Annotated in this window: 26 protein-coding genes; 13 read left to right on the top strand and 13 right to left on the bottom strand. The window is 36.9% G+C overall.

Annotation, left to right across the window (positions count from 1 at the left end; translation table 11 throughout):
* Positions 1 to 42: 42 nt before the first annotated feature.
* From FG27_RS15320 to FG27_RS15310, 3 genes are all read right to left on the bottom strand, one after another.
* Entirely contained in the window at positions 43 to 912 is an 870-nt protein-coding gene (locus FG27_RS15320; RefSeq protein WP_051935883.1) for a toprim domain-containing protein, read from the bottom strand.
* A gap of 195 nt (positions 913 to 1,107) precedes the next feature.
* The gene (locus FG27_RS15315; protein WP_037320621.1) at positions 1,108 to 2,292 is read right to left on the bottom strand and encodes a VapE domain-containing protein; all 1,185 of its coding nucleotides are present in this window, start codon (positions 2,290 to 2,292) and stop codon (positions 1,108 to 1,110) included.
* A gap of 11 nt (positions 2,293 to 2,303) precedes the next feature.
* A complete protein-coding gene (locus FG27_RS15310; protein ID WP_037320620.1) occupies positions 2,304 to 2,591 on the bottom strand; it encodes a helix-turn-helix domain-containing protein in 288 nt (95 codons plus the stop codon).
* Positions 2,592 to 2,863: 272 nt separating this feature from the next.
* Between FG27_RS15310 and FG27_RS15300 the strand changes: the two genes are divergently transcribed.
* The 4 genes from FG27_RS15300 (at position 2,864) to FG27_RS15285 (ending at position 4,888) form a co-directional block, all read left to right on the top strand.
* Positions 2,864 to 3,076, top strand: a complete 213-nt coding sequence (locus FG27_RS15300; RefSeq protein ID WP_037320618.1) for a type II toxin-antitoxin system Y4mF family antitoxin — start codon at positions 2,864 to 2,866, stop codon at positions 3,074 to 3,076.
* A gap of 3 nt (positions 3,077 to 3,079) precedes the next feature.
* A complete protein-coding gene (locus FG27_RS15295) occupies positions 3,080 to 3,415 on the top strand; it encodes a HipA N-terminal domain-containing protein (RefSeq protein ID WP_037320617.1) in 336 nt (111 codons plus the stop codon).
* Positions 3,405 to 4,349, top strand: a complete 945-nt coding sequence (locus FG27_RS15290; protein WP_037320616.1) for a HipA domain-containing protein — start codon at positions 3,405 to 3,407, stop codon at positions 4,347 to 4,349. The genes FG27_RS15295 and FG27_RS15290 overlap by 11 nt, the downstream gene beginning before the upstream one ends.
* Positions 4,350 to 4,441: 92 nt before the next feature.
* Positions 4,442 to 4,888: an ASCH domain-containing protein gene (locus tag FG27_RS15285; RefSeq protein ID WP_037320614.1), complete on the top strand. Its 447-nt coding sequence runs from the start codon at positions 4,442 to 4,444 to the stop codon at positions 4,886 to 4,888.
* Here FG27_RS15285 and FG27_RS15280 read toward each other — a convergent pair.
* The 3 genes from FG27_RS15280 to mnmE form a co-directional block, all read right to left on the bottom strand.
* Positions 4,866 to 5,621: a hypothetical protein gene (locus FG27_RS15280; RefSeq protein ID WP_037320611.1), complete on the bottom strand. Its 756-nt coding sequence runs from the start codon at positions 5,619 to 5,621 to the stop codon at positions 4,866 to 4,868. The genes FG27_RS15285 and FG27_RS15280 overlap by 23 nt on opposite strands.
* Positions 5,611 to 6,753 (bottom strand): site-specific integrase, encoded by a 1,143-nt coding sequence (locus FG27_RS15275; protein ID WP_037320608.1) that lies wholly within the window; start codon positions 6,751 to 6,753, stop codon positions 5,611 to 5,613. The genes FG27_RS15280 and FG27_RS15275 overlap by 11 nt, the downstream gene beginning before the upstream one ends.
* 223 nt (positions 6,754 to 6,976) lie before the next feature.
* The gene (gene mnmE / locus FG27_RS15270; RefSeq protein WP_037322359.1) at positions 6,977 to 8,380 is read right to left on the bottom strand and encodes a tRNA uridine-5-carboxymethylaminomethyl(34) synthesis GTPase MnmE; all 1,404 of its coding nucleotides are present in this window, start codon (positions 8,378 to 8,380) and stop codon (positions 6,977 to 6,979) included.
* A 131-nt stretch (positions 8,381 to 8,511) separates the two neighbouring features.
* Between mnmE and FG27_RS15265 the strand changes: the two genes are divergently transcribed.
* Positions 8,512 to 8,850, top strand: coding sequence for a DUF4870 domain-containing protein (locus FG27_RS15265; RefSeq protein ID WP_037322358.1), 339 nt, complete (start codon positions 8,512 to 8,514; stop codon positions 8,848 to 8,850).
* A 78-nt stretch (positions 8,851 to 8,928) separates the two neighbouring features.
* On the opposite strand, the gene dnaN is transcribed toward FG27_RS15265, so the two are convergent.
* The 5 genes from dnaN to FG27_RS15240 form a co-directional block, all read right to left on the bottom strand.
* A complete protein-coding gene (gene dnaN / locus FG27_RS15260) occupies positions 8,929 to 10,047 on the bottom strand; it encodes a DNA polymerase III subunit beta (RefSeq protein WP_037320606.1) in 1,119 nt (372 codons plus the stop codon).
* 199 nt (positions 10,048 to 10,246) lie between these two features.
* The gene (gldG, locus tag FG27_RS15255) at positions 10,247 to 11,917 is read right to left on the bottom strand and encodes a gliding motility-associated ABC transporter substrate-binding protein GldG (RefSeq protein WP_037320605.1); all 1,671 of its coding nucleotides are present in this window, start codon (positions 11,915 to 11,917) and stop codon (positions 10,247 to 10,249) included.
* Positions 11,918 to 11,920: 3 nt separating this feature from the next.
* A complete protein-coding gene (gene gldF / locus FG27_RS15250) occupies positions 11,921 to 12,658 on the bottom strand; it encodes a gliding motility-associated ABC transporter permease subunit GldF (RefSeq protein WP_037320604.1) in 738 nt (245 codons plus the stop codon).
* A gap of 23 nt (positions 12,659 to 12,681) precedes the next feature.
* Positions 12,682 to 12,975: a putative quinol monooxygenase gene (locus tag FG27_RS15245; protein ID WP_037320603.1), complete on the bottom strand. Its 294-nt coding sequence runs from the start codon at positions 12,973 to 12,975 to the stop codon at positions 12,682 to 12,684.
* The gene (locus tag FG27_RS15240; RefSeq protein WP_037320600.1) at positions 12,972 to 13,811 is read right to left on the bottom strand and encodes an S-adenosyl-l-methionine hydroxide adenosyltransferase family protein; all 840 of its coding nucleotides are present in this window, start codon (positions 13,809 to 13,811) and stop codon (positions 12,972 to 12,974) included. Before FG27_RS15240 ends, FG27_RS15245 begins: the two co-directional genes overlap by 4 nt.
* 219 nt (positions 13,812 to 14,030) lie before the next feature.
* On the opposite strand from FG27_RS15240, the gene FG27_RS15235 reads away from it, so the two are divergent.
* Both FG27_RS15235 and FG27_RS15230 read left to right on the top strand, forming a co-directional pair.
* Positions 14,031 to 14,984: a PhoH family protein gene (locus FG27_RS15235; protein WP_037320599.1), complete on the top strand. Its 954-nt coding sequence runs from the start codon at positions 14,031 to 14,033 to the stop codon at positions 14,982 to 14,984.
* Positions 14,985 to 14,990: 6 nt separating this feature from the next.
* Entirely contained in the window at positions 14,991 to 15,938 is a 948-nt protein-coding gene (locus tag FG27_RS15230; protein WP_037320598.1) for a phosphoribosylaminoimidazolesuccinocarboxamide synthase, read from the top strand.
* 82 nt (positions 15,939 to 16,020) lie between these two features.
* Here FG27_RS15230 and FG27_RS15225 read toward each other — a convergent pair whose 3' ends face one another.
* Positions 16,021 to 16,665, bottom strand: coding sequence for a gluconate 2-dehydrogenase subunit 3 family protein (locus FG27_RS15225; RefSeq protein WP_037320597.1), 645 nt, complete (start codon positions 16,663 to 16,665; stop codon positions 16,021 to 16,023).
* A gap of 11 nt (positions 16,666 to 16,676) precedes the next feature.
* Complete coding sequence (locus tag FG27_RS15220; protein ID WP_037320596.1) at positions 16,677 to 18,380, bottom strand: GMC oxidoreductase; 1,704 nt, start codon at positions 18,378 to 18,380, stop codon at positions 16,677 to 16,679.
* Between the two features lie 149 nt (positions 18,381 to 18,529).
* Here FG27_RS15220 and FG27_RS15215 point away from each other — a divergent pair, with 149 nt between their 5' ends.
* The 6 genes from FG27_RS15215 (at position 18,530) to FG27_RS15190 (ending at position 25,185) form a co-directional block, all read left to right on the top strand.
* Positions 18,530 to 19,543 (top strand): sugar phosphate isomerase/epimerase, encoded by a 1,014-nt coding sequence (locus tag FG27_RS15215; protein WP_037320595.1) that lies wholly within the window; start codon positions 18,530 to 18,532, stop codon positions 19,541 to 19,543.
* A gap of 18 nt (positions 19,544 to 19,561) precedes the next feature.
* Positions 19,562 to 20,797 carry a nucleoside permease gene (locus FG27_RS15210; RefSeq protein WP_037320592.1) on the top strand — a complete coding sequence of 412 codons (1,236 nt, stop codon included), beginning with the start codon at positions 19,562 to 19,564 and terminating at the stop codon, positions 20,795 to 20,797.
* Between the two features lie 22 nt (positions 20,798 to 20,819).
* Positions 20,820 to 21,959 (top strand): Gfo/Idh/MocA family protein, encoded by a 1,140-nt coding sequence (locus FG27_RS15205; protein WP_037320590.1) that lies wholly within the window; start codon positions 20,820 to 20,822, stop codon positions 21,957 to 21,959.
* 12 nt (positions 21,960 to 21,971) lie between these two features.
* Complete coding sequence (locus FG27_RS15200) at positions 21,972 to 23,027, top strand: sugar phosphate isomerase/epimerase (RefSeq protein ID WP_037320586.1); 1,056 nt, start codon at positions 21,972 to 21,974, stop codon at positions 23,025 to 23,027.
* A gap of 9 nt (positions 23,028 to 23,036) precedes the next feature.
* Complete coding sequence (locus tag FG27_RS15195; protein WP_037320582.1) at positions 23,037 to 23,804, top strand: DUF1080 domain-containing protein; 768 nt, start codon at positions 23,037 to 23,039, stop codon at positions 23,802 to 23,804.
* Positions 23,805 to 23,973: 169 nt separating this feature from the next.
* On the top strand, positions 23,974 to 25,185 hold the full coding sequence (locus FG27_RS15190) for a bifunctional alpha/beta hydrolase/OsmC family protein (protein ID WP_037320579.1): 1,212 nt from the start codon (positions 23,974 to 23,976) through the stop codon (positions 25,183 to 25,185).
* Positions 25,186 to 25,206: the final 21 nt, after the last annotated feature.

The following is a 25,206-nucleotide window of genomic DNA, read 5'->3' as shown; positions in this document are numbered from 1 at the left end:
CTGAAATTCTCCGATAGGGGTTCCCTATTTACCAAAGCATCATTATTTTAAAGTCAATGATTTCTCAGCTTTCAATTTTTCATTCAGATCTACATAGTCAGAGTAAGAGTTGCTGCAATCAGTCACATTATCAAACTGATCTAAAAGCAAACTAGCGGCTTTTTTACCTGCCGGGTCATTGTCCAGATAAATCAGAGCCTTCTCATATTTCGGAATGAGCATTTTTATCCTTTCCAAAAAAGCCAGGGAATTTAAAATGATGCAGTCTGAGTTTTGTACTAAGTCTTCATCGATGGTAGCCAGGGAAAGAAAATCAAACATCCCTTCTGTGATGATTAACTGTTTGGATTCTCTTTCAAAAAAAGAAAAGGTCTTAGGACTACTGGAAGTTTTGAAGTATTTATTTCTAAGTTCCCAGCCTCTTTTATAATTTTCAAGGCCAAGTGCAAAAAACCGTTTTCCTTTACAGCGATACCAAACCTGCCTGCAGTATTTTCTACCAATCTCATAAGGTATATTGCGTGAGTCCAGGTAATCAATTAATGCTTTCAGGTGAATAATTTGAACGTCCAGGATACTAATTTCTGATTCCTTAGTAAGATGTCCAATATCCGGCGGGCTAAAAGAAAGATATCCTATATCGTTCTTTAGAAATTCCAGGGCTTCCCTTACAGACCAGGATTTTACAAGCATTATTAGATCTATGGTATTCCCTCCTATTCCCAGTCCGAAGTCAAACCATAAGTTTTTAATTAAAGAGACGCTAAAAGAGGCTTGGGTTTCTGACCGCAGGGGACTCAGAAACCAAGCTTCTTTTTCCGATTTTCTGGTGGGAAAGTGCCCTAATTTTGCAAGCGTTTTTACGATGCAAATATTACGGGCACTTTTACACGATAAGTTATTTAAGTTCATTTTTAAATTTTTAAGTTACCTATTTACCCAAGGCTTGTAAACACTGGGTTTTAATTCATTTTTGGCTGTTTTTCCTATCTACCCTATCTACCAAAAAAGGTAATTATGGTAAATAGATTTAAATTCTATTTACCCAGTGAAACCCCCTTTGTTAACAGCCCTTTCCAAGGTTTGGGTAATTAGGGTAAATAGATTTTATAAAACTTCTAAAGGAGAGGTTTTGAACCGCTGTTTCACCAGGTAGCCATATACCCCGCTCTGGTGCTCTTTTACTCTCTCATAATTCTGAGCTTTTAAAGCTCTTCCCATGTAATACATATTCAGTCTCGGATTGATACAATTGAGCTGTAACACTATATCTGATGCCGTTTTAAAGTCGGCTGGATCTAAGCTCTTGAGATAGTACTTACAGAGCAGTTCTTCTTCCATACTGGCTTCCCGGTAAGTCTTGTTCCTTTCTTCATTTGCAACAATATCCTCCAGGGTCAATTCCGGGTTAAATTGTTCATCCACATAGGCCAGGTAATAGGCCTGAGCCCATACTTTGTTTATATCTACTTCCCTGGAGTAAGCAAAATCAATTTTACCATTTAGCTCAAAACATAGCCAACGCACAGAACCGGTTTCATCATTAAGAAAGCTTGCCCTGTTGGTAGATCCAATAAAACTGCAGGTCCTTAGCAGGTTTGAGTTTTTGCGATCATAAGGCAGCCTTTCATTGATCATCGTTTTAGAGAAATAAGCTTTAAGCGCATTTATTTCTTTTCTGGCCAGCACAGATAATTCATCTAAATTGATGATGAAATTCCTGGTAAGTTGGATCCTGGCGTCTTTATCGGTGGTCATATCTTCAGCAAAGTACTTTGATAAAGCCGGTGGACAGAGAAACCTGCACCAGGTAGACTTTCCTGAATTCTGTTCTGAATGAACCAACACCAAACATTGCTTATTGAAGTAATGTTCATCCAATGCACCCTTAACTGTTCTAACCAGCCATTTTCTAAAATGATAAAGAAACTGCTCAGGTTCTTTAGCGGGAAGATATGAAGCGAGTGTTCTTATATGATCTCCACCCACCCATTTTGGAAGCTTATCAAAGTATTCCGCAATCGGGTTAAATCTCGGAATTAGGTTAGACCGTAAATAGATGTCCAATTTGCCCGGATTAATCTCTATATTCGATTTCGCTAATTCTATAAGTAGAGAATTCACTTCAAAATCTTCCCAAGTATTTGACTCCTTAATCCGGATCTGAAACTCGTGAGATATTTCGTTAAACCTGATATCATATTTATCAGAAACATACTCCTCCACGGCATCATAGATCGTTTTTTTCTTCTGCTCGGAAACCTGATAGAGTTTGGATTCAAATTTCTTCATAACCCAAAGCTTTAAAACCTTCTATTTCTGAAGGTATATTCTACTGCTCCCCTCTTAATTTCATCTTTAGAAGAATGACAATTATTAAGTAGCCAGCTATCCAGTTTTTCACGAGAGAAGAAGATCAATTTACCCTTGGGTTTAGAAAATGGAATTTCCCCCCTGGCGGTAAGTTTGTACATATAACTTCTTGAAATTCCTGTATAATCACAGGCCTGGTCAAAAGTCAATACGGCTTTCTGAGCGCGGACTAATTTCTCTATACGGTCCAGTTGCTCTAACATTTTTAGTTCGTTCATTTTTGAAAAATTTTAAGTTAGAAAATGAACAAAAGCGCTTTTGTAATTCTAATTCTGGAACCAAAACTAAGATGGGAAATGATAAGAAAGTCATACTATTCATACCTTGTATGACTTCTTTTTTAAAGTATGAAAAATCAGCCCTAATCAATTTGATTACCTCTCCCTCAAATTTATATGCAAATACATATAAATTTAAAAATAAATTCAAAAATATACGTATAAACATATAATTAAGGTATATTTGCAATAATTATATTCAATTACATATAATGAAGAATCTCTCAGAGTTTTTAAAACAAAAGCGAAAAGAAAACCAACTCACCCAGGAAGAATTTGCCGAAAGGGCTGGTGTAGCTTTGACCGTTGTGAGAAAAATAGAACAGGGAAAAGAAAACCTGAATATGGAAAAGGTAAATCAGGTGCTAAAGATGTTTGGACATGTACTTGCTCCGGTAGACCAAAATGATATTTCTCAAACTTAATTTATGAGACAGGCAAAAATTTATTATCAGGAACTTCTAGCAGGTATTTTAACCGAAACCGATGAAGGAGAATATCAATTTCAATATGAAATTAATTACGTTGATAAATATCCTGATCAATTTATCACGTTTACGATGCCGATTAGAAAAGAACCTTATGTAGAAAAACGGCTTTTTCCTTTTTTTGAAGGTCTTATCCCGGAAGGATGGCTTCTAGATATAGCCTCAAAAAACTGGAAAATCAACCGTAATGACCGAATGGGACTATTATTAGCTTGTTGCAAAAATTGTATAGGTGCGGTCAGTGTTCACCCAATAGTTACAGAAAATGCAGAATAGATGTCTATATTGTTATAAGGAACTGGCAGATACAGATCCTAAAGATTTTCACCCTAATTGCAGTGTAAATTTCTTTGGTACTGAAATTCCGCCTCAGCTGGAATATTCCCTGGATCAAATGGTAGACCTGGCAAAAAATGTGGTAGAAAGAAGAATAGCAGTTCCTGGGGTACAACCTAAACTTTCTTTATCCTTCACCGATAAAGCACTAGCATCGGAAAATAACAGGTTAACAGTGGTAGGAGCGCTCGGAGGAAATTATATCTTAAAACCACCCTCTACAGTTTTTGCTGAAATGCCGCAAAACGAACATTTCACAATGCGTATGGCAGAAAGCTTTGGAATAAGAACGGTTTCTTCAAGTTTAATAAGATTAAAATCTGGAGAGTTAGCTTATATCACAAAGAGAATAGATCGGACACTTAATAATGAAAAGATTCATATGCTCGATATGTTTCAGATCCTGGAGGCGTTTGATAAATACAAAGGTTCGATGGAGAAAGTAGGAAGGGCAATAGGGACTTATTCCTCTAACACCTTACTCGATAAACTTTATTTTTTTGAAATAGCTGTATTTAGTTTTCTCACGGGGAATAACGATATGCACCTGAAAAACTTTTCTTTAATAAAACGAAGTAGAGAATGGGTCTTGTCCCCTGCCTATGATCTTTTAAATGTAGCTATAGTTAACCCAGAAGATGATGAAGAGCTGGCGCTAACTCTTGCAGGAAAGCGGAAAAAGTTGGCAAAAAAACATTTTGTGAGTCTGGGAGAGAAACTGGAATTGAACAAAAAGCAGATTGATGGAGTATTTAAAAGATTCATTAAAAATAAAAAGAAAGCTCTTTCTCTTTTAGAAGACTCCTTCTTATCAAGTGAATACAAGCAAAAATACTCGGATCTATTAGAGCAGCGTTATTCAAAATTGGACTAGGCAGGTACTGGAATAAAACAAATTTAAGAAGCACTCAAAAAATTTCGAGATAGGGAAACTATGAATAATGGGAGGAAAATTTTAAATCTGTAATAAGCCTATGGGAAGACTTTCTTACTCAAAACCCTCAGAATAAATTAGGAGAAGTTCCAGTTTCTTTCTATTTCTGTGACAATGAAAAAGACGCGAATGAATGCGCAGAGTTAGTCGTAAAGGGAATAAAGCAAGCAACTGCTACTTCATTATGGTGGTTTAAAAAATATAATGAACCTCTGCCAAGAGCCGGGGACCAACAAATTGTGACGGATTGGAATGGAAATGCAAAAGCTATAATTGAAACGCTGAAGATAGAGCAGGTTCCATTTAATAAAATCACAGAAGAATTTGCAGCAACTGAAGGCGAAGGTGATAAATCTTTAAAATACTGGAAAAAAGTTCACCAGGCATATTACGAAAGAGAGATGGCCTACTATCCGGAAAAATTTAATGAAGATATGATCATAGTTTGCGAATATTTTAAAAAGATTTATCCACTTTAGATCTTGCCTGGTTTAAAGTCAGCTCTTGAAAAATTTTATTCAACCTATCGTTCTCCTTCGAGGAGACCGTTTTTAACGGGGCACTTTTAATGGTATTATACTTATAAGGTTTCCCATCGGATCTTATTACCAGCTTAGACGTTTCAAAGAAATTTTTCATTGTTAAGGAATTTTCGGGAAAGGTTCGGGTCAAATAATCATAAAACTCCCTGCAGCTTGCACCATCCATATTAAAATGGATTTTCGAATTATGAGTTTCCCAATTTTCAGTAAGCACCTTTTTGAAATCCAGGAGGCTTGTTTTCTCAGAATTCAAAAGATCATACCTCATTAGATTATGATATAACTTTTGAATTTGACCTTCTGAAATAGCCAAATTAAAATTTTTGTCCTTTTTTAGAGAGCCAGCTGGCTTTTGGCTCTGCATACTATTTTTAAATTTTTCCGTCCAGGGAAGAATGGAAAGAAAAAAGCCGGCTAAAAAAACAAGAAAACTTATTGCTGGGACTAGAAGCGTATCTGATTCAATAGTATACCGCGAATAAACCGCAAGATGCATAACTCCCAAACCCAACCCCATAAAAAGAATTCTAGGTCTTTCAATTTTTATATTCCATAAAATTCTTTCATTCATCATATAAGCCCAAAGCATTTCACCATAATGTAAAATTAGCCTTCCATAAATATAGATGAAGCCAAGGGTGGTCAGGTATTTGAATAAATCAAAACTCATAATCTATTTCGAGTTCGGGAATTAGATAAGCAGCTTCCTTTTTCTTCTTATCTACTATTTTAGCATACACCTGGGTAGTTCTTATTTCTTTATGGCCCAGGATCTTAGAAACAGTATATATATCAGCACCATTTTCAAGTAGAAGAACGGCATGTGTATGGCGGGCACTATGAAAGGTAATATGTTTAGTAATACCTGCACGCATACACCACCTCAGGATTTCAGCATTAAAATGAGCACCATATTTGAGACCCTGAAATACTTTGTCATTTTCTCGTTTTCTCTTACCTAAAAGCTGTCTTGCCTGGTTAGAGATGAATTGATATTCCTGCCCCGAAGTTTTTTTCTGCTTAAAAATTAACCGGGTTTCATCTTTTTCATCCCGTACTTCAGACCAGACGAGCTTGTTAATATCACTCCACCTTAATCCTGTTAGGCAACTAAACAAAAAAGCCGATTTCAAAACTGGGTGTTTGCAATATGCTTTTGCCACTGCCTGAAGTTCCTCATGTGTAAGATGCTCCCTGGATGTTTCACCCTGGGCAAAACCCTTAACTGTGGTAGCAAAGTTTCTACGAGTATATCCATCTTCGAAAGCTTGCCTCAAAGCTGCTTTAAACTTATTGTAATAGGTATATTTAGAATTTTGGGAAAGGGGAGTTTTGGAGTTAATACTGGAGGTCTTGTTTAAAAACTTTTTAAAACCTATGACAAAATCTTCGTCTATATCCTCAAAGGTGACTTTTCTTTTTTTGCAATAGTCTTCAATATGATTTTGAGCGGCATCCCAATTATCATAGTTTCCTTTGTTTTCGTAACGCTCCTCTTTAAGTTTATCATAATAAGTGAGAAATAGAAGTCTATCCTTACTTCTATCTTTAATACCATATTTACCCTGAGCATATTCTGCTCGGCGGATCGAAAGTATTTGTTCAGCTCTTAAAAGAGTTTCTTCATTTTCTTTTTTCTCAGAAGCATTTCTGGGATTTATGTATAAATATTCTTTGAGATACTCGAATTCCCTCTTATTGGTCTGCTTACCATTTGCATCTCTAATTTTTCCTTTATAGTATTCGATATAAAGGCTGTACTTCCCGGAAGCTAGCTTTTTCTTTTTTAACTTAATTTTCATATCTCCTTATTTTCCTTAAAGATAGCTAAAAAAATAATATGAGGTGTACCAAGGTACACCCGGAACACAAGTTTTAACATCGAGGTGTACCAAAGGCACAAAAATAGGTGTACCAATAGCAAAAATAGGAAATGTATCATAAAATAAAAGAGGCTCTAAAGCCTTTATAATAGTACGATTTGATGTCATTTAATATCATTTGACATCATTTGATATTTGCTGTTTATTTACCAATACAGAAATTAGAAAATATATTCCCCAATAATTCATCATTAGTGACCTGCCCGGTGATTTCTCCAAAGTATTCCAAAGCTTCACGAATATCTATGGCTAAAAGATCACCTGAAAGATCGGTATTCAAACCTTCTTCTACCTTGTTTATTTCTTCCAAAGCTTTTAAAAGTGCATTATAGTGACGGCTGTTGGTTACGATGGTATTATTATTTCTAAGCGCGCCGGTGTTTACAAATTCCAGTAATTTACTTTTTAATTCCTCTACACCTTCGCCTGTTTTAGCAGAAATTAACTGCAAACTTGCGCCTTCCAGTTCGTTTAAATTTTCAAATAAATTCTCTTTCTCTTTTTCCGTAAGTTGATCTACTTTATTCGCGATAACAACAAGAGGTTTTTGAGGAAATTGATTATGAATCTTTTTAATCTCAACCTTAAATTTTGAACTTTGAGATTTAAACTTTTCTGCGTTTAAAAGATAAACAACTACCTGCGCCTGACTGATCTTTTCAAAAGTTCGCTTTATTCCGATACTTTCCACTACATCTTGAGTCTCTCTTATTCCTGCGGTATCAATAAATCTAAATCCAACACCACCAATACTCATTTCGTCTTCAATAGAATCCCGGGTGGTTCCGGCAACTTCAGATACGATGGCTCGTTCTTCATTTAAAAGTGAATTTAATAAAGTAGATTTACCTACGTTTGGCTCACCTACAATCGCAACGGGAATTCCATTTTTAAGAACATTTCCGGTAGCAAAAGAATCTATTAAACGTTTTAATACCTGCTGAATTCTAGCTACCAGTTCTTTAAATTGATCTCGATTGGCGAATTCCACATCTTCTTCAGAAAAATCTAATTCTAATTCAATCAACGAAGCAAAATCCAGTAATTCCTGGCGTAACCTATGAATTTCATTAGAAAAGCCGCCGCGCATTTGTTGTAGTGCCATTTGATGAGAGGCCTGATTTTCAGAAGAAATTAGATCGGCTACGGCTTCAGCCTGACTCAAATCCATCTTTCCGTTTAGAAAAGCACGCATCGTAAATTCCCCGGCTTCCGCAGAACGGCAACCCTTTCTAATCATCAACTGGATAATCTCCTGTTGAATATATGGACTCCCGTGACAGGAAATTTCTATGGTTTCTTCACCGGTATAGGATTTCGAACCTTTAAATACTGAAATTAAAACCTCATCTAAAGTACGATCGCCATCCATTAAATTTCCCAAATGCAAAGTATGACTGGGCTGGTCTTCAAGTTTCTTCCTGCTTTTTGCTTTAAAAAGTGGTGAAACAATAGCAATGGCTTCAGGGCCAGAAAGTCTTATTATCGCAATAGCACCCGCTCCAGAAGGCGTGGCAAGCGCTACAATAGTATCGTTTAATTTCATAAGGCAAAGATAAGCCTCCCCCCAACCCCCTCCAAAAGAGGGGGAGAAAAATTGCATCTTTTAAAAATTGTAACATCGTGCGAAAAAGATCGTCTATTAATAAAGAAGACATCACATCAATCAAAGAAAAAATGAGAGAAGACAACCAAATGCTCGTCCTTACGCACTTAAGTCAGTTATTGGATTTAGTTACCGGAATTGGCGGCTTTATAGTTCCATTAATCCTATGGCTTACACAAAAAGATAAAGTTGCCGGAATGGATTTTCACGGAAAAATGATTATCAATTTCCAAATAAGCATGTTTATATATAGCTTAGTATGTATTCCGCTAATCTTTTTATTCGGACTTGGGATAATCGCTCTTATTGGTATTGCTGTCATTATGCTTATCCTACCAATTGTAAATGCCATCAAAGTAAGCAACGGGGAGATCCCGAATTATCCTTTAACAATAGAAATTATAAAGTAAACCTGAAACATTATTCAAAATAAAAAAAGCAGCCGGTTGGCTGCTTTTTACTATTAACTAAATTCTATTTACTCAATACTAGTTGTTAAGCATTACCGGCATAACGAGCATTGTAATTTTTTCTCCTGGATCAAGTCCGTCTACGGGAGTTAAAATTCCGGCTCTGTTTGGTAAACTCATTTCCAATTGCACTTCATCTGAATTTAAATTATTCAGCATTTCAGTAAGGAAACGCGAGTTAAAACCAATTTGCATATCATCGCCCTGGTAAGAACAGGTTAAACGCTCTTCAGCTTTATTGCTGTAATCAACGTCTTCTGCAGAAATATTTAGTTCAGCTCCGGCAATTTTTAAACGTACCTGGTGCGTGGTTTTATTAGAAAAAATAGAAACCCTGCGAACCGAGCTTAAAAACTGGTTGCGCTCTATGGTTAATTTATTCGGATTCTCCTTCGGAATTACCGCTTCGTAATTTGGATACTTTCCGTCAATTAAACGACATACCAATTGCGTATCATCAAAGATGAATTTCGCATTAGAATCGTTATATTCTATTAGCACTTCACTCTCGCTACCGGCCAAAATTCCTTTTAAAAGATTTAGAGGTTTTTTCGGCATAATAAATTCTGAAGCCTGGGAAGCAGTAACGTCTTCACGCTGATATTTTACCAGTTTATGGGCATCAGTTGCAACAAAAGTCAAACCTTCTGTAGTAAACTGAAAGAAAACCCCACTCATCACAGGACGAAGATCATCGTTTCCGGAAGCAAAAATAGTTTTGCTTATCGCGGTTGCCAATATATCGCCTTCTAAAACGGTGCTGCTAGGATCTTCCAATTCCACAGGATTTGGAAATTCTTCACCATCAGCATACGCAAGCGCATATTTACCGTGGTTGGAGCTTAATTCTATAGTGTTGTTGTCTTCAGCGACAAAAGTCAATGGCTGCTCGGGAAAAGTTTTTAGCGTGTCTAATAGTAATTTTGCAGGCACCGCTATTTTTCCTTCGGAATCTGATTCTACCTTAAGTTTCGCAGACATTGTAGTTTCAAGGTCTGAGGCAGAAACGGTAAGTTCGTCCTGCTTAAGATCGAATAAAAAATTGTCTAAAATTGGAAGGGTGTTGGTGTTGTTGATAACCCCGCCCAGTATCTGAAGCTGTTTCAGCAAATAACTGCTGGATACAATAAATTTCATCGGCTTTGTGATTAATTAGAAATCAATACAAATATATTTTAATCCGTTAAAAACTACGCCTGTCCAGCTCAATTTTTATTAACATCAAAATCTATAAAATCTATATTAAATAACTGATTTTAAAAGGATTAACCTGAATAATAATTTTAGGATTGTTAATATGTTGATTTTAATTTCAGAAAAGTAAATACTGAAAAAGCTATTTAAGGTATTTTCTTTTTCTAAAATAATTAAATCCGAAAGCGAAAAGTCCCAATAAAATCAGAGGAAGAATAATATTAATCCCCTGCCATTTTTCCCGCTCATTTGCGGTTTTTTGATCGTCTAGAAATGGGATGTTCACCTCTTTACTGCGTATATCTATAAGCCCGGTATCATCCAACATATAATTTACCGCGTTAAGTAGAAATTCTTTATTTCCGTAGGTATTTCCTGTGTAACGCTCAAAACCAAGCTCTAAAGGTTCGCCTCGTTGAACATCGTTTTTAATGACATCTCCATCGGCAATTACCAACATTTTCGTAGACTCACTTTCGTCTAAAGAATTATCGATTCTAAAAGGTTTAATTCTGTTTTTATAAACGGAAGTAAATTCACCTTCCAACAAAACAGCAAGCGGTTGCTCCCCATCTTTATACGAAGCCAAATCTGGTTCCCTGCTTACCATTTCCAGACTGATTTGTCGCGGTGTACCTTCCAGTTTTGTTTGTGGCGAACTGCTTAAAAGTATGATTTTGTCCAGCTTATTCTGAAGCGTATCAATTTGATTCGCATACTCAAATTTCACCGCTTCAATGTTATTGATAATCGGATGATCGTTGGGCGAAGTGGTTAACGGACTATAAAACCAGGGATACGGATTAAACCGCGTATTATTTCCCTGCCCGGAAGCCAGAATTATAGGTGCCGAATAAATATCGTTAACCAAAACCGGGTTAACTCTAATTCCGTAGGAAAAGAAAAAATCGCCGAGATTAAGATCTCGCGGTAAGGCAAATGCCCTTCCTGTGGGGTTTAATAAGCTATCGGTTTCCATGGCAACGGCTTCGGTAAGCCAAAGCGACTTGCCACCATTCATTGTATATTGGTCTAAAACATATTTTTCATTCTCGGTAAATGCCTTGGTTGGTTTTGCCTCGAGAATCAAATCGTATTCTTTTAATTGCTGAAGCGTTTTTTGAGGATTTACAGCAGCCGAATCTAAAGTAAACGGCGCCATAAAATAATACTCCTGCAGCGTTTTTATAAAATCGGCTATTTGAGCTTCAGGCAATTCCCCATTACCACGCATCACTGCGATTTTCTTTTCCCGCGGATAAATTAATTTGCTCAAGGCATTTGCAATTGCGTATTCCAGTTGCTGAACAGAGCTGGTTACAAGTTCTTCATCTGTAGCGCCAAGTTTGTTTTTCAACAAAGGAATTTGCACTTTCTTATCTCCAAGCCTGGCTAGCGCCCAGGGGAAAATTAAGGCCTCAGAACTTTTACCGTTTTCCTGAACGCTTATTCTTGCCGGTGGCATTCCACGTTCGTAGAAATCTGTTCCTGTAGCTTCCGCGTCATTACTTTTCGCTAAAGGATCGGTGAAAATGAATTTTATATTCGTGTTATAAGCTGAAAATTCTTCCAGCATTTGCCGGGTTTCATTCCGAAGTCGTCTAAATTGGGAAGGGAAATTTCCTTCTAAAAAAACTTCAATCACAATAGGCGAATTAGCATCTTCTACTATTTCTAAAGCGGCCGGTGATAAGGTGTAGCGCTTATCCTGTGTAAGATCTATACGTTCAAAAAAGTTGGCCGCCAAAAGATTAATCGCAATGATACCAATAAACAACAGAAATACAGCTTTATATGTGTTTTGTTGTTTCAAAGCTTAAGAATTTTTCTGAATTGATTTCAACCTAAGCTCTGTTAGTTTCAGGAAAAGCACGATAAAACTTAAGAAGTAAATTACATCCCGGGTATCAATAACACCCCTACTTATGCTCTGGTAATGATAGCTAATTCCTAAATATTCTGCTCCATAATTTATACTGCCAAAAAAATCTAAATTTCCTAAACCTTCAAAAGCGAAATAACTTATAAAGCATAGAAAAACCGCGATCACAAAAGAAATGATCTGGTTTTGGGAAAAGGAAGAAGCAAAAATCCCGATTGCAGTATAACAAGCGGCTAAAAAAATAAGCCCGAGGTAGGAACCCAGGGTTGCACCAAGATCAAAATTCCCCACGGGTTTTCCCAGTTGGTCAATAGTAATTACGTATAGAATACTTGGTAAAATGGCTAAAATCACAAGAATTAAAGCTCCAAAATATTTTCCCAAAATAAGTTGCGTAAAACCGATTGGCCGCGTAAGAAGTAACTCCATTGTTCCTTGTCGTTTTTCTTCAGAAAAACTTTTCATGGTAATGGCAGGAATTAGGAAGATAAAGATCCAGGGTGCCAGGTTAAAGAATGGTTTTACATCGGCAAAACCATTATCCAGGATGTTATATTCCCCGGTAAAAACAAATAAGAACAAGCCACAAACCACCAGGAAAATCCCAATCACCAAATAACCGATTGGCGACGAAAAAAATGAATTTATTTCTTTGTTTAAGATAGCCAGCATTGGCAAGTGTGATTCTAATTATATTATTGACTGCTTATAATTTCTGTACTCCAGGCTTCAGGTTTTGCATTAAAAAGCACTTTGGTCTTGGCCCAAACATCTTTAAATAATTCAGAATTACGGTAATTTTCTAAAGAAGTTTCATCAACCCAATAACTATACGTAAAAAAGATATTTGTATTGTCTTTCCCCCGTAATAATTGTAATTTATAACAACCTCCAAAAGCTCTTATTTTACTTTTATTTTCTTCAAAATTAGAAAGGAATTCTTCAACTTTAGTAGGGTCAAATTCCATCTTCACAATTCTGTGTATCATTTTTCTTCAAATTTAATTGTTACCGTATCGCGGTGCTCCAGGCCAAATAGTGTGGATGCGCTCCCCACGGTAGAAGGATTACTTTTATAAATTGCCAATTCTATATACCCTGCTGAATTGAATAACGCCAATCTTTTTCCGTCCTCTTCTCCCCTATTTTCCTTTTCAATCTCGAAGTTAATCCAATCGGAATAAGCTTCATAAATTTTTGGGAAAGTAACCATTCTGGCACTAATTACGTAATTTCTTCCTTTTCCAACATTTTCAAAAAGCTTTCTGCTAATATTGGTCACCACATTTCCATAGTTATCAATATACAGAACGTGCCCCACAATCTGATTTTTTTCAGAATTTATAGTAGGTTCAAACTGTTTGAGGTACTTTATCTCGTTTATATTTTTACCAATCACTTCCAGGGTTCCGCCGCGGGCTAAATGGCTTGCAACTTTTACAAACACATCTAAAACAGGAAAATTGGTATCAATAGCATCGTGAATATTTATTTCAACAATCTTCTCGGGTTTAATTTCGGAAGCCAGCAAAGATAAAATTCCATTGTTGGCACAAATAAAATAATGATCGTCCAGTAAAACAGCCAGGTGTTTATTTTCGGGAGTAAATTCTGAATCTATTCCAATAATATGAATACTGCCTTTTGGAAAACTGTTGTAAGCATTCTTTATAATGTAGGCAGCCTCGCTAATATGGAATGGGGAAACAGAATGTGAAATATCAACAATTCTAATTTCTTTCAATTCGCTATAAATAGCTCCTTTAACCGCGCCCACAAAGTAATCTTTCTCTCCAAAATCGGTGGTTAAAGTAATAATAGCCATAGGTGATTGTTAATATTTTTTTAACTTGTAAGCGCTTATTTTATGTAAGTTTGTATAGCAGGCAAAGATAAGTTTTCTTGTTTTTTCAGTTTAAAATTCAATGCAACAAATCTTAATTCTGCCAGCCAAAATTAGCATTAAAACTTAGTAGCTACAAATAAAGAACCGCTATAAATAAAAATGTTTTTAACATCAGTTTTCAACTAAAACCATAAGCTTTTGAACGAAATTGTTATTGAACTTTCAGAAATTAATCCCCGCGAATTTTTTGGGCAACAGAACGAGAATATAGAACTTTTAAAAAAGTATTTCCCCAAGCTAAAAATAGTAGCGCGTGGAAACCAAATTAGAGTTTTTGGGGACGAAGAAATGCTGGAAGAATTTGATGAGCGCATTACGATGCTTATGGATCACTTCGGAAAGTATAATAAACTTGATGAGAATGTGATTGAAAGAGTACTCACCAGTGAAGACCGTTCAGATTATCAAACTTCAGAGGATAGTGGCGAAGTTTTGGTACACGGAGTTGGTGGAAAATTAATTAAACCACAAACTGCCAACCAGCGTAAATTGGTAGAATTGATGCGCAAAAACGATATGGTTTTTGCCATTGGCCCGGCGGGAACCGGTAAAACCTATACCGGGGTTGCTCTTGCCGTTAAAGCTTTAAAGGAAAAACAAGTTCGTAGAATTATTTTAACCCGGCCAGCCGTTGAGGCTGGAGAGAATTTAGGTTTTCTACCGGGAGATCTTAAAGAAAAACTTGACCCTTACATGCAACCACTTTATGATGCGTTGCGCGATATGATCCCGCAAGAAAGGCTGGACTCTTTTATTGAAAAAGGAGTTATCCAAATAGCCCCACTTGCTTTTATGCGTGGTCGTACCTTAGACAATGCTTTTGTAATCCTTGATGAAGCTCAAAATACTACCCACGCACAAATGAAAATGTTCCTTACCAGAATGGGGAAAAGTGCGAAATTTATGATCACCGGAGACCCGGGACAAATAGATTTACCTCGAAGAGTGATTTCTGGGTTAAAGGAAGCTTTACTGGTACTAAAAGAAGTAAAAGGCGTAGGAATGATCTACCTGGATGATAAAGACGTAATTAGACACAGGTTGGTGAAAAAGATTATTTCTGCCTATAAAGAAATTGAACATACTGAATAAATTTAAATGAAGAATACCATTACAGAGACCAATTTCAATTTTCCCGGTCAAACCGATGTTTACAAAGGAAAAGTAAGGGATGTTTATACTTTAAAAAACAATAAGCTCGTTATTGTAGCGACCGATAGGCTTTCGGCCTTTGATGTGGTAATGCCAAAGGGAATTCCCTATAAAGGTCAAATACTTAATCAAATTGCGACCAAAATGATGGAAGCAACCCGAAATATTGTTCCCAACTGGCTGGAAGCAACACCAGATCCTAATGTGGCCGTTGGCCAGGCTTGTCAACCTTTCAAAATTGAAATGGTTATTCGCGGTTATTTGGCCGGTCACGCTGCAAGGGAATATAAAGCCGGAAAAAGGATGCTTTGCGGAGTAGAAATGCCTAACGGAATGAAGGAAAATGACAAATTTCCCGTACCTATTATCACTCCCGCTACCAAAGCCGAACAAGGCGATCACGATGAAGATATCTCAAAAGAAGATATTCTAAAACGTGCAATTGTTACTAAAGAAGACTACGAAATCCTTGAAAAGTACACCCGCAATCTTTTTAAACGCGGAACTGAAATCGCCGCGAAAAGAGATTTGATTCTGGTAGATACAAAATATGAATTCGGAAAAACAGCCGATGGTGAAATTGTTCTAATAGATGAAATTCACACGCCGGATTCTTCCAGATATTTTTATGCCGATGGCTACAGGGAAAGACAGGATAAAGATGAACCACAAAAACAATTATCCAAGGAATTTGTAAGACAGTGGCTCATAGAAAATCAGTTTCAAGGAAAGGAAGGTCAAATACTACCTGAAATGAGCGATAAATATATCGAATCGGTTTCTGAACGGTATGTAGAATTGTACGAAAAAATTACCGGGGAAGCTTTTGTAAAAAGTGACATTAATAATATTGAAACCCGTATTGAAAATAACGTGCTGGAATATTTAAAATAAGCTTTTAAACTTATGTAATAAGAAAATACCTCACAGTTTAAAAGCTGTGAGGTATTTTTATTTAAACTAAAATAAATGAAATTTAAAGGGACATAGCCTTACCTCCACCAAGTTCATCGGTTGGACCACACGGGATATATTCCCCGGGAATGGGATCGTACCACATTACATTTTCTCCAATTTCTTCACTGGTTTTATAAGCCCAAATTCCCATACTCCTTATTTCCTCAAGATATGCTAAAGTACCGGCATCGGCATCTAAAGTTACTTTCTGGTCTTTATCCTGGGGATCTTGAGTTTCAGTATTACGCTTTGCGATTTCGTCTCTTTCTGCAGGTGTGGCTTTCAAATATTTAGCAACAATTTGCTCATATTCTTCTGCGCTACCTTCACCTTCTTCTTTATCAAATTCGTTCTTAAATGCTCTGGAAAAAGCATCGGCAGATTGTTTAAAATTCTCCTGTCTTTCTTCAGAAGCTACTTCTTCCATATAAGAATCAATAAATTCAGCAATATTTAAATCCTCTGCTCCAGGAGTATCGGTTTTAGGAATAATTACTTCTAGAATTTGCTTTAATGCAAAACCATTAGAAGCTGCTAAAAAAGTAGGTTCCCAGTTATAGGTTGGATCATTTTTACAGCTTTGTAAAAGACTTAAAGTAGTAGGACCAACAATTATAGCCCCGGCTCCAAGTCCTATATTTCTTAATGCCTGTCTTCTATTCATAATCCTAATTTTTAAGCGTTAGATTTTTTGAAATTCTTGGAAGCATGATCTGCTGCTCTAGCTGTCATAGCCATATAAGTTAAAGATGGATTTTGGCATCCAGCAGAAGTCATAAAAGCACCATCAGTTACATAAACATTGCGAACTGCGTGTACCTGGTTATTCCCGTTTAATACAGAAGTTTTTGGATCTCTACCCATTCGTGCAGTTCCCATTTCGTGAATTCCCAAACCAGGGGCGCCAATATCATCATATCCGGCTACATCCTTGAAGCCTCCTTTTTCCAACATTTCTACGGCTTGCTCTACCATATCTTTTCTCATTTTAAGTTCGTTTTCTTTGAACTCTGCATCAAAAGTTATGGTTGGTAGACCCCATTCGTCAGTCTTCTCGTAATTAAGCGTCATTTTATTTTCGTGGTAAGGTAATGTTTCTCCAAAGCCCATTAAGCCCATCGTCCAACCACCCGGTTTCACAATGGCTTCTTTTAGTTCTTTTCCATAAGAGGCTTCGGCTATGCTTTCACTCCAGTCTCCACGACCTGCACCACCCTGGTATCCATACCCTCGGGTAAATCCAAGATTATCACTTCCGTTTATATTTCTAAATCGAGGTAAATAGATTCCGTTTGGTTTTCTTCCTTTATAATATTGATCTTCAAAACCATCATATTTTCCGGAAGCACCAGCTTTAAAGTGATGGTCCATCACATTATGTCCTAATTCTCCACTATCATTACCCATTCCATTTTCAAATCTATCAGATTTTGACTGCATCAAAATACTTGTTGAAGCAATGGCAGAAGCACAAAGGAAAACCACATTAGCTTTGAATTCTATTTCTTCTTTGGTTTCGGCATCAATAATTTTTACCCCGGTAGCCAGTTTGGTCTCAGGATCGTAAACAACTTCGTGTACCACAGAGTTTGGTCTTAAAGTCATATTCCCTGTTCTTTCGGCAGCAGGTAAAGTAGAAGAATTACTACTAAAATAAGCTCCATAAGGACAACCTCTAATACAACGATTTCTAAATTGACAATTAGAACGGCCTTCAAATTCTTTATCTCCAGTTAGGTGGGCTACTCTTCCTGCGGTCAAAACACGACCATCAGTAAAGTTTTCAGCCATACTTTTCTTAAGGTGATCTTCTACACAGTTAAGAGGCATTTGCGGAAGAAATTTACCATCGGGTAACTGGCTTAAGCCAAGATTTTCTCCACTTACTCCAATATAAGATTCTACATAATCATACCAGGGCGCGATATCTTTATATCTAATTGGCCAATCTACACCGTGCCCGTCTTCTTTATTGGCGGTAAAATCTAATTCACTCAATCGATAACTGTGACGCCCCCACATTATAGATCTTCCTCCAACGTGATATCCACGCATCCAGTCAAATCTTTTCGTTTCATTATAAGGGTGTTTAACATCGTCTACAAACCAATGGGCACTGGCTTTATTAGTGGTATAACCGGTACGTGCCTGCTTGGGTTGACGCTTTTCTTCCTCCCGGGTTAATTGCCCTTTAAACTTATAATCCCAGGGATCATCATTCATAGTAGGATAATCCTCAATATGTTTTACCATACGCCCCCGCTCAAGAACAAGGGTTTTAAATCCTTTTTCACTAAGCTCTTTTGCAGCCCAACCGCCGCTAATTCCGGTACCTACGACTATCGCATCATAAGTGTCATTTTCATAATAATTGCTCACTGTCCTGTAGTTAATTAATAATTAAGTTCATCGAATCCTTCCAAATATATAAATTTCAAGCTATAATTTTACTTCTTTAAAAAAAAGTATACTTTTAAGATTCTAAATTATCAGTAAAATCACATTATAGGAACTCTTAAATTCACTTTATGAAAATTACACCAACTAGAATTTATTCACTCTTTTTTGCTCTTTTTTTATCGCTGGGAATTTACTCATGTAAAGATCAAAAAGCAGAAAATAAAGATACCGAAACCGCTGAAGTACAGCCCGAAGAAAATGCTAAACCATTCTTTAAACTCTCTCTAGCGCAATGGTCTCTAAATAAACCAATTTTTGCCGGCGAATTAGATCCGATGGATTTTGCTGAAAAAGCAAGTGAAATGAATTTTGAAGGTGTGGAATATGTAAGCAGTTTTTATGCTGAAAAAATTAAGGATTCCGATAATCCGGAAGAATCTATGCAAAAAGTACTTGATACTTTAAAAGCAAAAAGTGAAGAATTTAATGTTGAGAATGTTCTAATAATGGTAGATGGCGAAGGTGAACTTGCAAGCCCTGATAAAACAGAACGTGAAGAAGCCGTTGAAAATCATAAAAAATGGGTTGATGCCGCCAGTTTTTTGGGAGCGCACTCAATACGTGTAAATCTTTTTGGAAGTGAAGAACCAGAAGAATGGAAAACTTCAGCAACCCAAGGTCTAAAAGCTCTTAGTGAATATGCCGCTGAAAAAAATGTAAATGTTCTTGTAGAAAATCACGGTTATCTTTCTTCTGATGCTGCGCTACTGGTAGAAGTAATTGAAAACGTAAATATGGAAAACTGTGGAACTCTACCCGATTTTGGAAACTTTTGTTTAAAAAGAGAAGGTGGTGAACGTTGGGAAGCAAAATGTATCGAAGAATATCCAAAATACCAGGGTATAGAAGAAATGATGCCCCACGCAATGGCAGTAAGCGCAAAATCTTACGATTTTAATGAGGAAGGCCAGGAAACCACTCTGGATTATGAGAGAATCTTAAAACTAGTTAAGGATGCAGGTTATACCGGTTTTGTAGGTGTAGAATACGAAGGTGAGAATTTATCTCCCGAAGAAGGTATTAAAGCCACAAAAGAACTTTTAATAGAAGTTGGCAGCAAATTAAACAGCAACAATAACTAAGAGAAGCCACAAAAAATAATGAAAATTTTAACCAGATTTCAGCTATCAACCATGATGTTCCTCGAATTTTTTATTTGGGGTGGTTGGTTTGTAACACTGAGTACGTTTTTACCGCAAAATTTAGATGCTACGGGAGGTCAAACAGCTATGGCCTTTTCAACACAATCATGGGGAGCAATAGTGGCTCCCTTTATTATAGGACTTATTGCCGACAGGTTTTTTAATGCTGAACGCATTTTAGGGGTGCTGCATATAATCGGGGCCATCTTGCTGTATATGATGTTTCAAGCAGAAGATTTCACCAGTTTTTATCCTTTTATTTTAGGGTATATGATTCTTTATATGCCAACCCTGGCTTTAGTAAATTCTATTTCCTTTTACCAAATGACAGATCCTTCAAAACAATTTGCCAGCGTTCGTGTTTTTGGAACTATTGGCTGGATAATTTCAGGTCTGGTAATAAGCCTGGTTTTCGCCTGGGACTCCTCTGAGGGTCGTGCGGAAGGAATGCTACGTTACACTTTTTTAATGGCCGCGATTGCTTCAGCAGTTTTGGGATTATTTAGTTTCACATTGCCTAAAACTCCGCCAAGTAGTAAAGGAGAAAAAGTAACTATTTCAGATATCTTAGGGCTAGAAGCTATTGGTTTACTTAAAGGAAGAAACTTTTTGATTTTCTTCATCTCATCTATTTTAATATCTATTCCACTAGCTTTTTATTATCAACATACCAATCTATTTCTTTCTGAAACTGGTATGGAAGATCCTACAGCAATGATGTCTATAGGTCAGGTTTCCGAAGCTTTGTTTTTATTATTAATTCCATATTTTTTCAAAAAATTCGGGTTTAAAATTACGATTCTCGCCGGAATGTTGGCCTGGACAGTCAGGTATATCCTATTCGCCTTTGGAGACACCGGTGAACTTACATTCATGCTAATTATAGGAATAGCACTTCACGGAATTTGTTACGATTTCTTCTTTGTTTCTGGCCAGATCTATACCGATTCTAAAGCGGGACCAAAAATTAAAAGTGCTGCGCAAGGTTTAATTACGCTGGCTACTTATGGTTTTGGGATGCTAATTGGATTCTGGGTAGCAGGACAAATTAGTGACCTTTATTTAAATGCAGATGGCACTCACGACTGGCAACAAATATGGATAGTTCCGGCAGGATTTGCCTTTGTAGTAATGATAATATTTGCTATTTTCTTCAAAAATGAAGAAATCGCGAAAAAGGATATTGAAATATAACCAAACAAAAGATTAAAAAATTATGGGTAAAAAAATAAAATTAGGAGTATTAGGCGGCGGCGGCGATTCCCTTATCGGGATCTTACACCGGGTGGCTTCTTCTATGTTTGATAAATTTGAATTTGTAGGTGGGGTTTTTAATCCTGATCCTGAAGATAGTAAAAAATTCGCTCAGGAATTAGGAATTGGAACCGATAGGGTTTATAAAGACCTGGACCATTTAATTGCTGAAGAAGCAAAATTACCGGAAGAAGAACGCATACAAGCGGTGTCTATTCTAACGCCGAATTTCTTGCATTTCCCAATGGCAAAACAGCTTTTGGAAAATGGTTTCCACGTGATTTGTGAAAAACCAATGACAACTACTTACGAGGAAGCGAAAATCCTTGAAGACACGCTTAATAAATCGAAAACTATTTTTGCGGTAACATATACTTATACCGGTTACCCAATGATTCGCCAGATGAAAGAGATGATCGCAGCTGGCGAGATTGGTGAAGTTCAAAAGATAGACGTTCAATATTACCAGGGTTGGATAAATCCTATAATTCATAATAAAGAAGAGAGAAATAGTATTTGGAGGCTTGATCCAGAAAAAGGCGGTATTAGTTGCTGTATAGGCGATATTGGTACACACGCCTTTGATATGATTGAGTATGTTACCGGCCTGGAAGTAAAAGAACTTTTAGCCGATCTAAATTACGTGTATTCCGACAATAGAATGGATGTTGATGGTACCGTACTGCTTCGCTTTTCAGAATTTGTGAAAGGAGTACTTAGATCCAGCCAGATCGCTACAGGAGAGGAAAACAATTTTGCTGTTAAGATCTATGGTAAAAAAGCCGGCTTAAAATGGGAGCAGGAAAACCCGAATTACCTTTATAAGTTAGAAGACGGTCAACCTATGAAAGTTTTAAAACCAGGGCACGAATATAACTCTGCGCTTTCTTTAGACGGAACAAAATTGCCTCCGGGACATCCTGAAGGTATCTTTGATTCTATGGGAAATATCTATAAAGGAGTTGCAAAAGCTATAAATGGTGAAAAATATCATCCCGCAGAATTTCCCACAATGAAAGACGGTATACGCGGGATGAACTTTATAGAAAAAGTAGTAGACTCTCACGCCAAAGGAAATGTTTGGGTAAAGTTAGACGCATAAAATAAGAGGAATATGAAAACAATAAAAGGACCTGCCGTTTATTTAGCACAATTTATGGACAGTAAAGCGCCATTAAACAGCTTGGATGGTTTGTGCAAATGGGCAGCAGATTTAGGATATAAAGGAATACAAATCCCAACCTGGGAATCGGCTTTAATCGATTTAACAAAAGCCGGAGAAAGCAAAGATTATTGCCAGGAAATTAAAGGAAAAGTAGAATCTTACGGCTTAGAAGTTACCGAGCTTTGTACACACTTACAGGGTCAACTTGTCGCGGTGCATTCGGCTTATGATACCATGTTCGATAATTTTGCACCGAAAGAAGTTAGAAATAATCCAAAAGCAAGAACCGAATGGGCTGTTGAACAAATGAAAAGTGCCGCCCGTGCCAGCAGAAATTTTGGACTGGATGTGCACGGAACTTTTAGCGGTTCCCTGCTTTGGCACACCGCTCATCCCTGGCCGCAAAGACCAGAAGGCCTTGTAGAAATGGGATTTAAAGAACTTGCAAAGCGCTGGACGCCAATTTTAAATGAATTTGATGAACAAAACGTAGATGTTTGTTATGAAGTTCATCCTGGTGAAGATCTTCACGATGGGGTTACTTTTGAGCGTTTTTTAGAAGCGACAAATAATCACAAAAGGGTTAATTTATTGTATGACCCCAGCCACTTTGTGCTTCAACAGTTAGATTATATTTCTTATATAGACCATTATCACGAATTCATAAAAATGTTTCACGTAAAAGATGCCGAATTTAATCCTACAGGAAAAAAAGGCTCCTTTGGTGGTTATGGTGACTGGAGAGATCGTGCAGGAAGATATAGACACCCCGGAGACGGCCAGGTAGATTTTAAAACCATATTTTCTAAATTAACCGAATATGGCTGTGATGTTTGGGCAGTTCTCGAATGGGAATGCTGTATCAAATCTCCAGACCAGGGCGCACGCGAAGGAGCGCCTTTTATCCAAAGCCATATAATTGAAGCTACCGAAAAGAAATTTGATGATTTTGCCGGTAGTGAAATAGACGAACAAAAATTAAAACGAATCTTAGGAATTAACTAAACATATATAATGAAGAAAGTAAGTTTAATATTAGCAACTGCAGCCGTTTTAGCAACCGCTTGTAAATCTGATAAAAAAGAACAAGAGACTAAAGATGCCTATGAAGCTGATGCGGCTAGTGACACTACAGCAATGGCTGATAATGATGAAAATTGGGACAAATTATTCAATGGGCAGGACCTTAAAGGTTGGAAAGCTTTTAATGCCGATTCAATTTCAGATCAGTGGCAGGTAGAAGATGGCGTTCTTGCGTTTTCTCCTGCAGAAGGAGATCGTGAATCTTCTGAGAATCTAATTTCAGAAAAAACCTATACCAATTTTGAACTTTCTCTGGAATGGAAAATTTCAGAAGGTGGAAATAGCGGCATTATGTGGGGAGTTCAGGAAAGTGAAGATTATTCTGAACCTTATTTAACCGGTCCTGAAATACAAATTTTAGATAATAAACTACATCCCGATGCGAAAAATGGGGAAGTTAGACAGGCAGGTGCCCTTTACGATATGATGCCTCCAAGTGAAGACAAAACCAGAAACGCGGGAGAATGGAACGAAACCGTTATTAGAATTAATCATAGAACTAATAAAGGTTCAGTTCGTCTAAACGGGACTTTGATTAATGAATTTCCGGTTCATGGCGAGGAATGGAGCAAAATGGTAGAAAATTCCAAATTTAAAGATTGGGAAGATTTTGGTAAAAACCGGGAAGGTCATATTGCTTTGCAAGATCACAGCGATAAAGTATGGTTTAGAAATATTAAAATAAAGGAGCTGGAATAATCTAAATTCCTTTTTCCATAAAAGCTGATTAAAGATCGTTAGAGTGTATTTTTAGCTCTTATTTTAGATTTTTAATCAGCTTTCTTTTTGGTTGATGCACCAAACAAATTTTGTAAATTGATTTAAAATACCTCGGGGGAAATTTAGATTATCGAGTAAATAATAAACTATGAAAACAGAAAAAGTAAGTTTTAAAAATAAAAATGGCGATGACTTATCTGGTTATCTTGAACTTCCTTTTAACCAGGATCCTCACAACTTTGTGCTTTTTGCTCATTGTTTTACCTGCAATAAAAATTTCTTTGCCGCTAAAAATATCAGCAGGACTTTAGCCCAAAACGGTTACGGTGTTTTACGTTTTGATTTTACAGGTTTAGGTGAAAGTGAAGGCGATTTTGCCGATAGTAATTTTTCAGGAAATATCCAGGATCTGTTGGCCGCAGCCAGTTTTTTAGATCAGGAATTTAAAGCACCCAGCTTAATAATTGGTCACTCTTTGGGGGGAGCTGCTGTATTATTCGCCGCTAAAGAATTGAAATCTGTTAAAGCGGTAGCCACTATAGCGGCACCTTCAACCACTGCGCATGTTCAGCATTTAATAGAAAATAATGTTGAAGAAATTGAGAAAAACGGGGAAGCACAGGTAAATATTGGTGGCCGTTCTTTTAAAATAAAGAAGCAATTTCTTGAAGATATTGAAAAACACGAATTGAAATCTTATCTCGTGGATCTTAAAAAGTCTCTTCTAATTATGCATTCCCCGCAGGACAACATTGTAAGTATAAAAAATGCTGAAGAACTTTATATGGCTGCAAGACATCCCAAGAGTTTTATTTCCTTAGATGGCTCAGAACATTTACTTTCCTCTAAAGGAGATGCTGCATATGCCGGGAATGTTATTGCTTCCTGGGCTTCTAGATATTTGGAGATTCCGAAGAAAGAAGTTCCGGAATCTAAAGCAGACGTGGTAGCAGGTTTAGAAAAAGATGATGATTTCACTACCAGTATGAAAGCCGGAAATCATAGCTTTCTGGCCGATGAACCTGTATCTTCTGGAGGAAAAAACTACGGCCCTACTCCCTATCAATTTTTATCTTCAGGATTGGCTTCCTGTACCTCGATGACGCTTCAAATGTATGCCAAACGAAAAAAATGGCCGCTTGAAGATGTAGAAACCCATGTTTACTATTCGAGGGAACACCTTGAAGATTGCGAAAATTGTGAAAATGATAATTCAAAAATAGATACCTTTAGAAGGGAAATTAAACTTATTGGCGACTTAGATGAAAAACAAAAACAAAGACTTTTGGAAATTGCCGATCGTTGCCCTGTGCATAAAAGTTTAACTTCTAAAACTCAAATTAATACTAAACTCATTTAAAAAAGAAGAAAACAGGCTATG

The sequence above is a fragment of the Salegentibacter sp. Hel_I_6 genome, from assembly GCF_000745315.1.
In the GTDB taxonomy this organism is placed as follows: domain Bacteria; phylum Bacteroidota; class Bacteroidia; order Flavobacteriales; family Flavobacteriaceae; genus Salegentibacter.
The sequence above is the reverse complement of the archived record's forward strand: the minus strand, read 5'-3'. Positions and strand labels throughout refer to the sequence as shown.

Coding starts and splice junctions, on each gene's coding strand:
- FG27_RS15320 (WP_051935883.1), bottom strand. CDS start 912: ATGAACTTAAATAACTTATCGTGTAAAAGTGCCCGTAATATTTGCATC.
- FG27_RS15315 (WP_037320621.1), bottom strand. CDS start 2,292: ATGAAGAAATTTGAATCCAAACTCTATCAGGTTTCCGAGCAGAAGAAA.
- FG27_RS15310 (WP_037320620.1), bottom strand. CDS start 2,591: ATGAACGAACTAAAAATGTTAGAGCAACTGGACCGTATAGAGAAATTA.
- FG27_RS15300 (WP_037320618.1), top strand. CDS start 2,864: ATGAAGAATCTCTCAGAGTTTTTAAAACAAAAGCGAAAAGAAAACCAA.
- FG27_RS15295 (WP_037320617.1), top strand. CDS start 3,080: ATGAGACAGGCAAAAATTTATTATCAGGAACTTCTAGCAGGTATTTTA.
- FG27_RS15290 (WP_037320616.1), top strand. CDS start 3,405: ATGCAGAATAGATGTCTATATTGTTATAAGGAACTGGCAGATACAGAT.
- FG27_RS15280 (WP_037320611.1), bottom strand. CDS start 5,621: ATGAGTTTTGATTTATTCAAATACCTGACCACCCTTGGCTTCATCTAT.
- FG27_RS15275 (WP_037320608.1), bottom strand. CDS start 6,753: ATGAAAATTAAGTTAAAAAAGAAAAAGCTAGCTTCCGGGAAGTACAGC.
- mnmE (WP_037322359.1), bottom strand. CDS start 8,380: ATGAAATTAAACGATACTATTGTAGCGCTTGCCACGCCTTCTGGAGCG.
- FG27_RS15265 (WP_037322358.1), top strand. CDS start 8,512: ATGAGAGAAGACAACCAAATGCTCGTCCTTACGCACTTAAGTCAGTTA.
- dnaN (WP_037320606.1), bottom strand. CDS start 10,047: ATGAAATTTATTGTATCCAGCAGTTATTTGCTGAAACAGCTTCAGATA.
- gldF (WP_037320604.1), bottom strand. CDS start 12,658: ATGCTGGCTATCTTAAACAAAGAAATAAATTCATTTTTTTCGTCGCCA.
- FG27_RS15245 (WP_037320603.1), bottom strand. CDS start 12,975: ATGATACACAGAATTGTGAAGATGGAATTTGACCCTACTAAAGTTGAA.
- FG27_RS15240 (WP_037320600.1), bottom strand. CDS start 13,811: ATGGCTATTATTACTTTAACCACCGATTTTGGAGAGAAAGATTACTTT.
- FG27_RS15230 (WP_037320598.1), top strand. CDS start 14,991: ATGAAGAATACCATTACAGAGACCAATTTCAATTTTCCCGGTCAAACC.
- FG27_RS15225 (WP_037320597.1), bottom strand. CDS start 16,665: ATGAATAGAAGACAGGCATTAAGAAATATAGGACTTGGAGCCGGGGCT.
- FG27_RS15215 (WP_037320595.1), top strand. CDS start 18,530: ATGAAAATTACACCAACTAGAATTTATTCACTCTTTTTTGCTCTTTTT.
- FG27_RS15210 (WP_037320592.1), top strand. CDS start 19,562: ATGAAAATTTTAACCAGATTTCAGCTATCAACCATGATGTTCCTCGAA.
- FG27_RS15205 (WP_037320590.1), top strand. CDS start 20,820: ATGGGTAAAAAAATAAAATTAGGAGTATTAGGCGGCGGCGGCGATTCC.
- FG27_RS15200 (WP_037320586.1), top strand. CDS start 21,972: ATGAAAACAATAAAAGGACCTGCCGTTTATTTAGCACAATTTATGGAC.
- FG27_RS15195 (WP_037320582.1), top strand. CDS start 23,037: ATGAAGAAAGTAAGTTTAATATTAGCAACTGCAGCCGTTTTAGCAACC.
- FG27_RS15190 (WP_037320579.1), top strand. CDS start 23,974: ATGAAAACAGAAAAAGTAAGTTTTAAAAATAAAAATGGCGATGACTTA.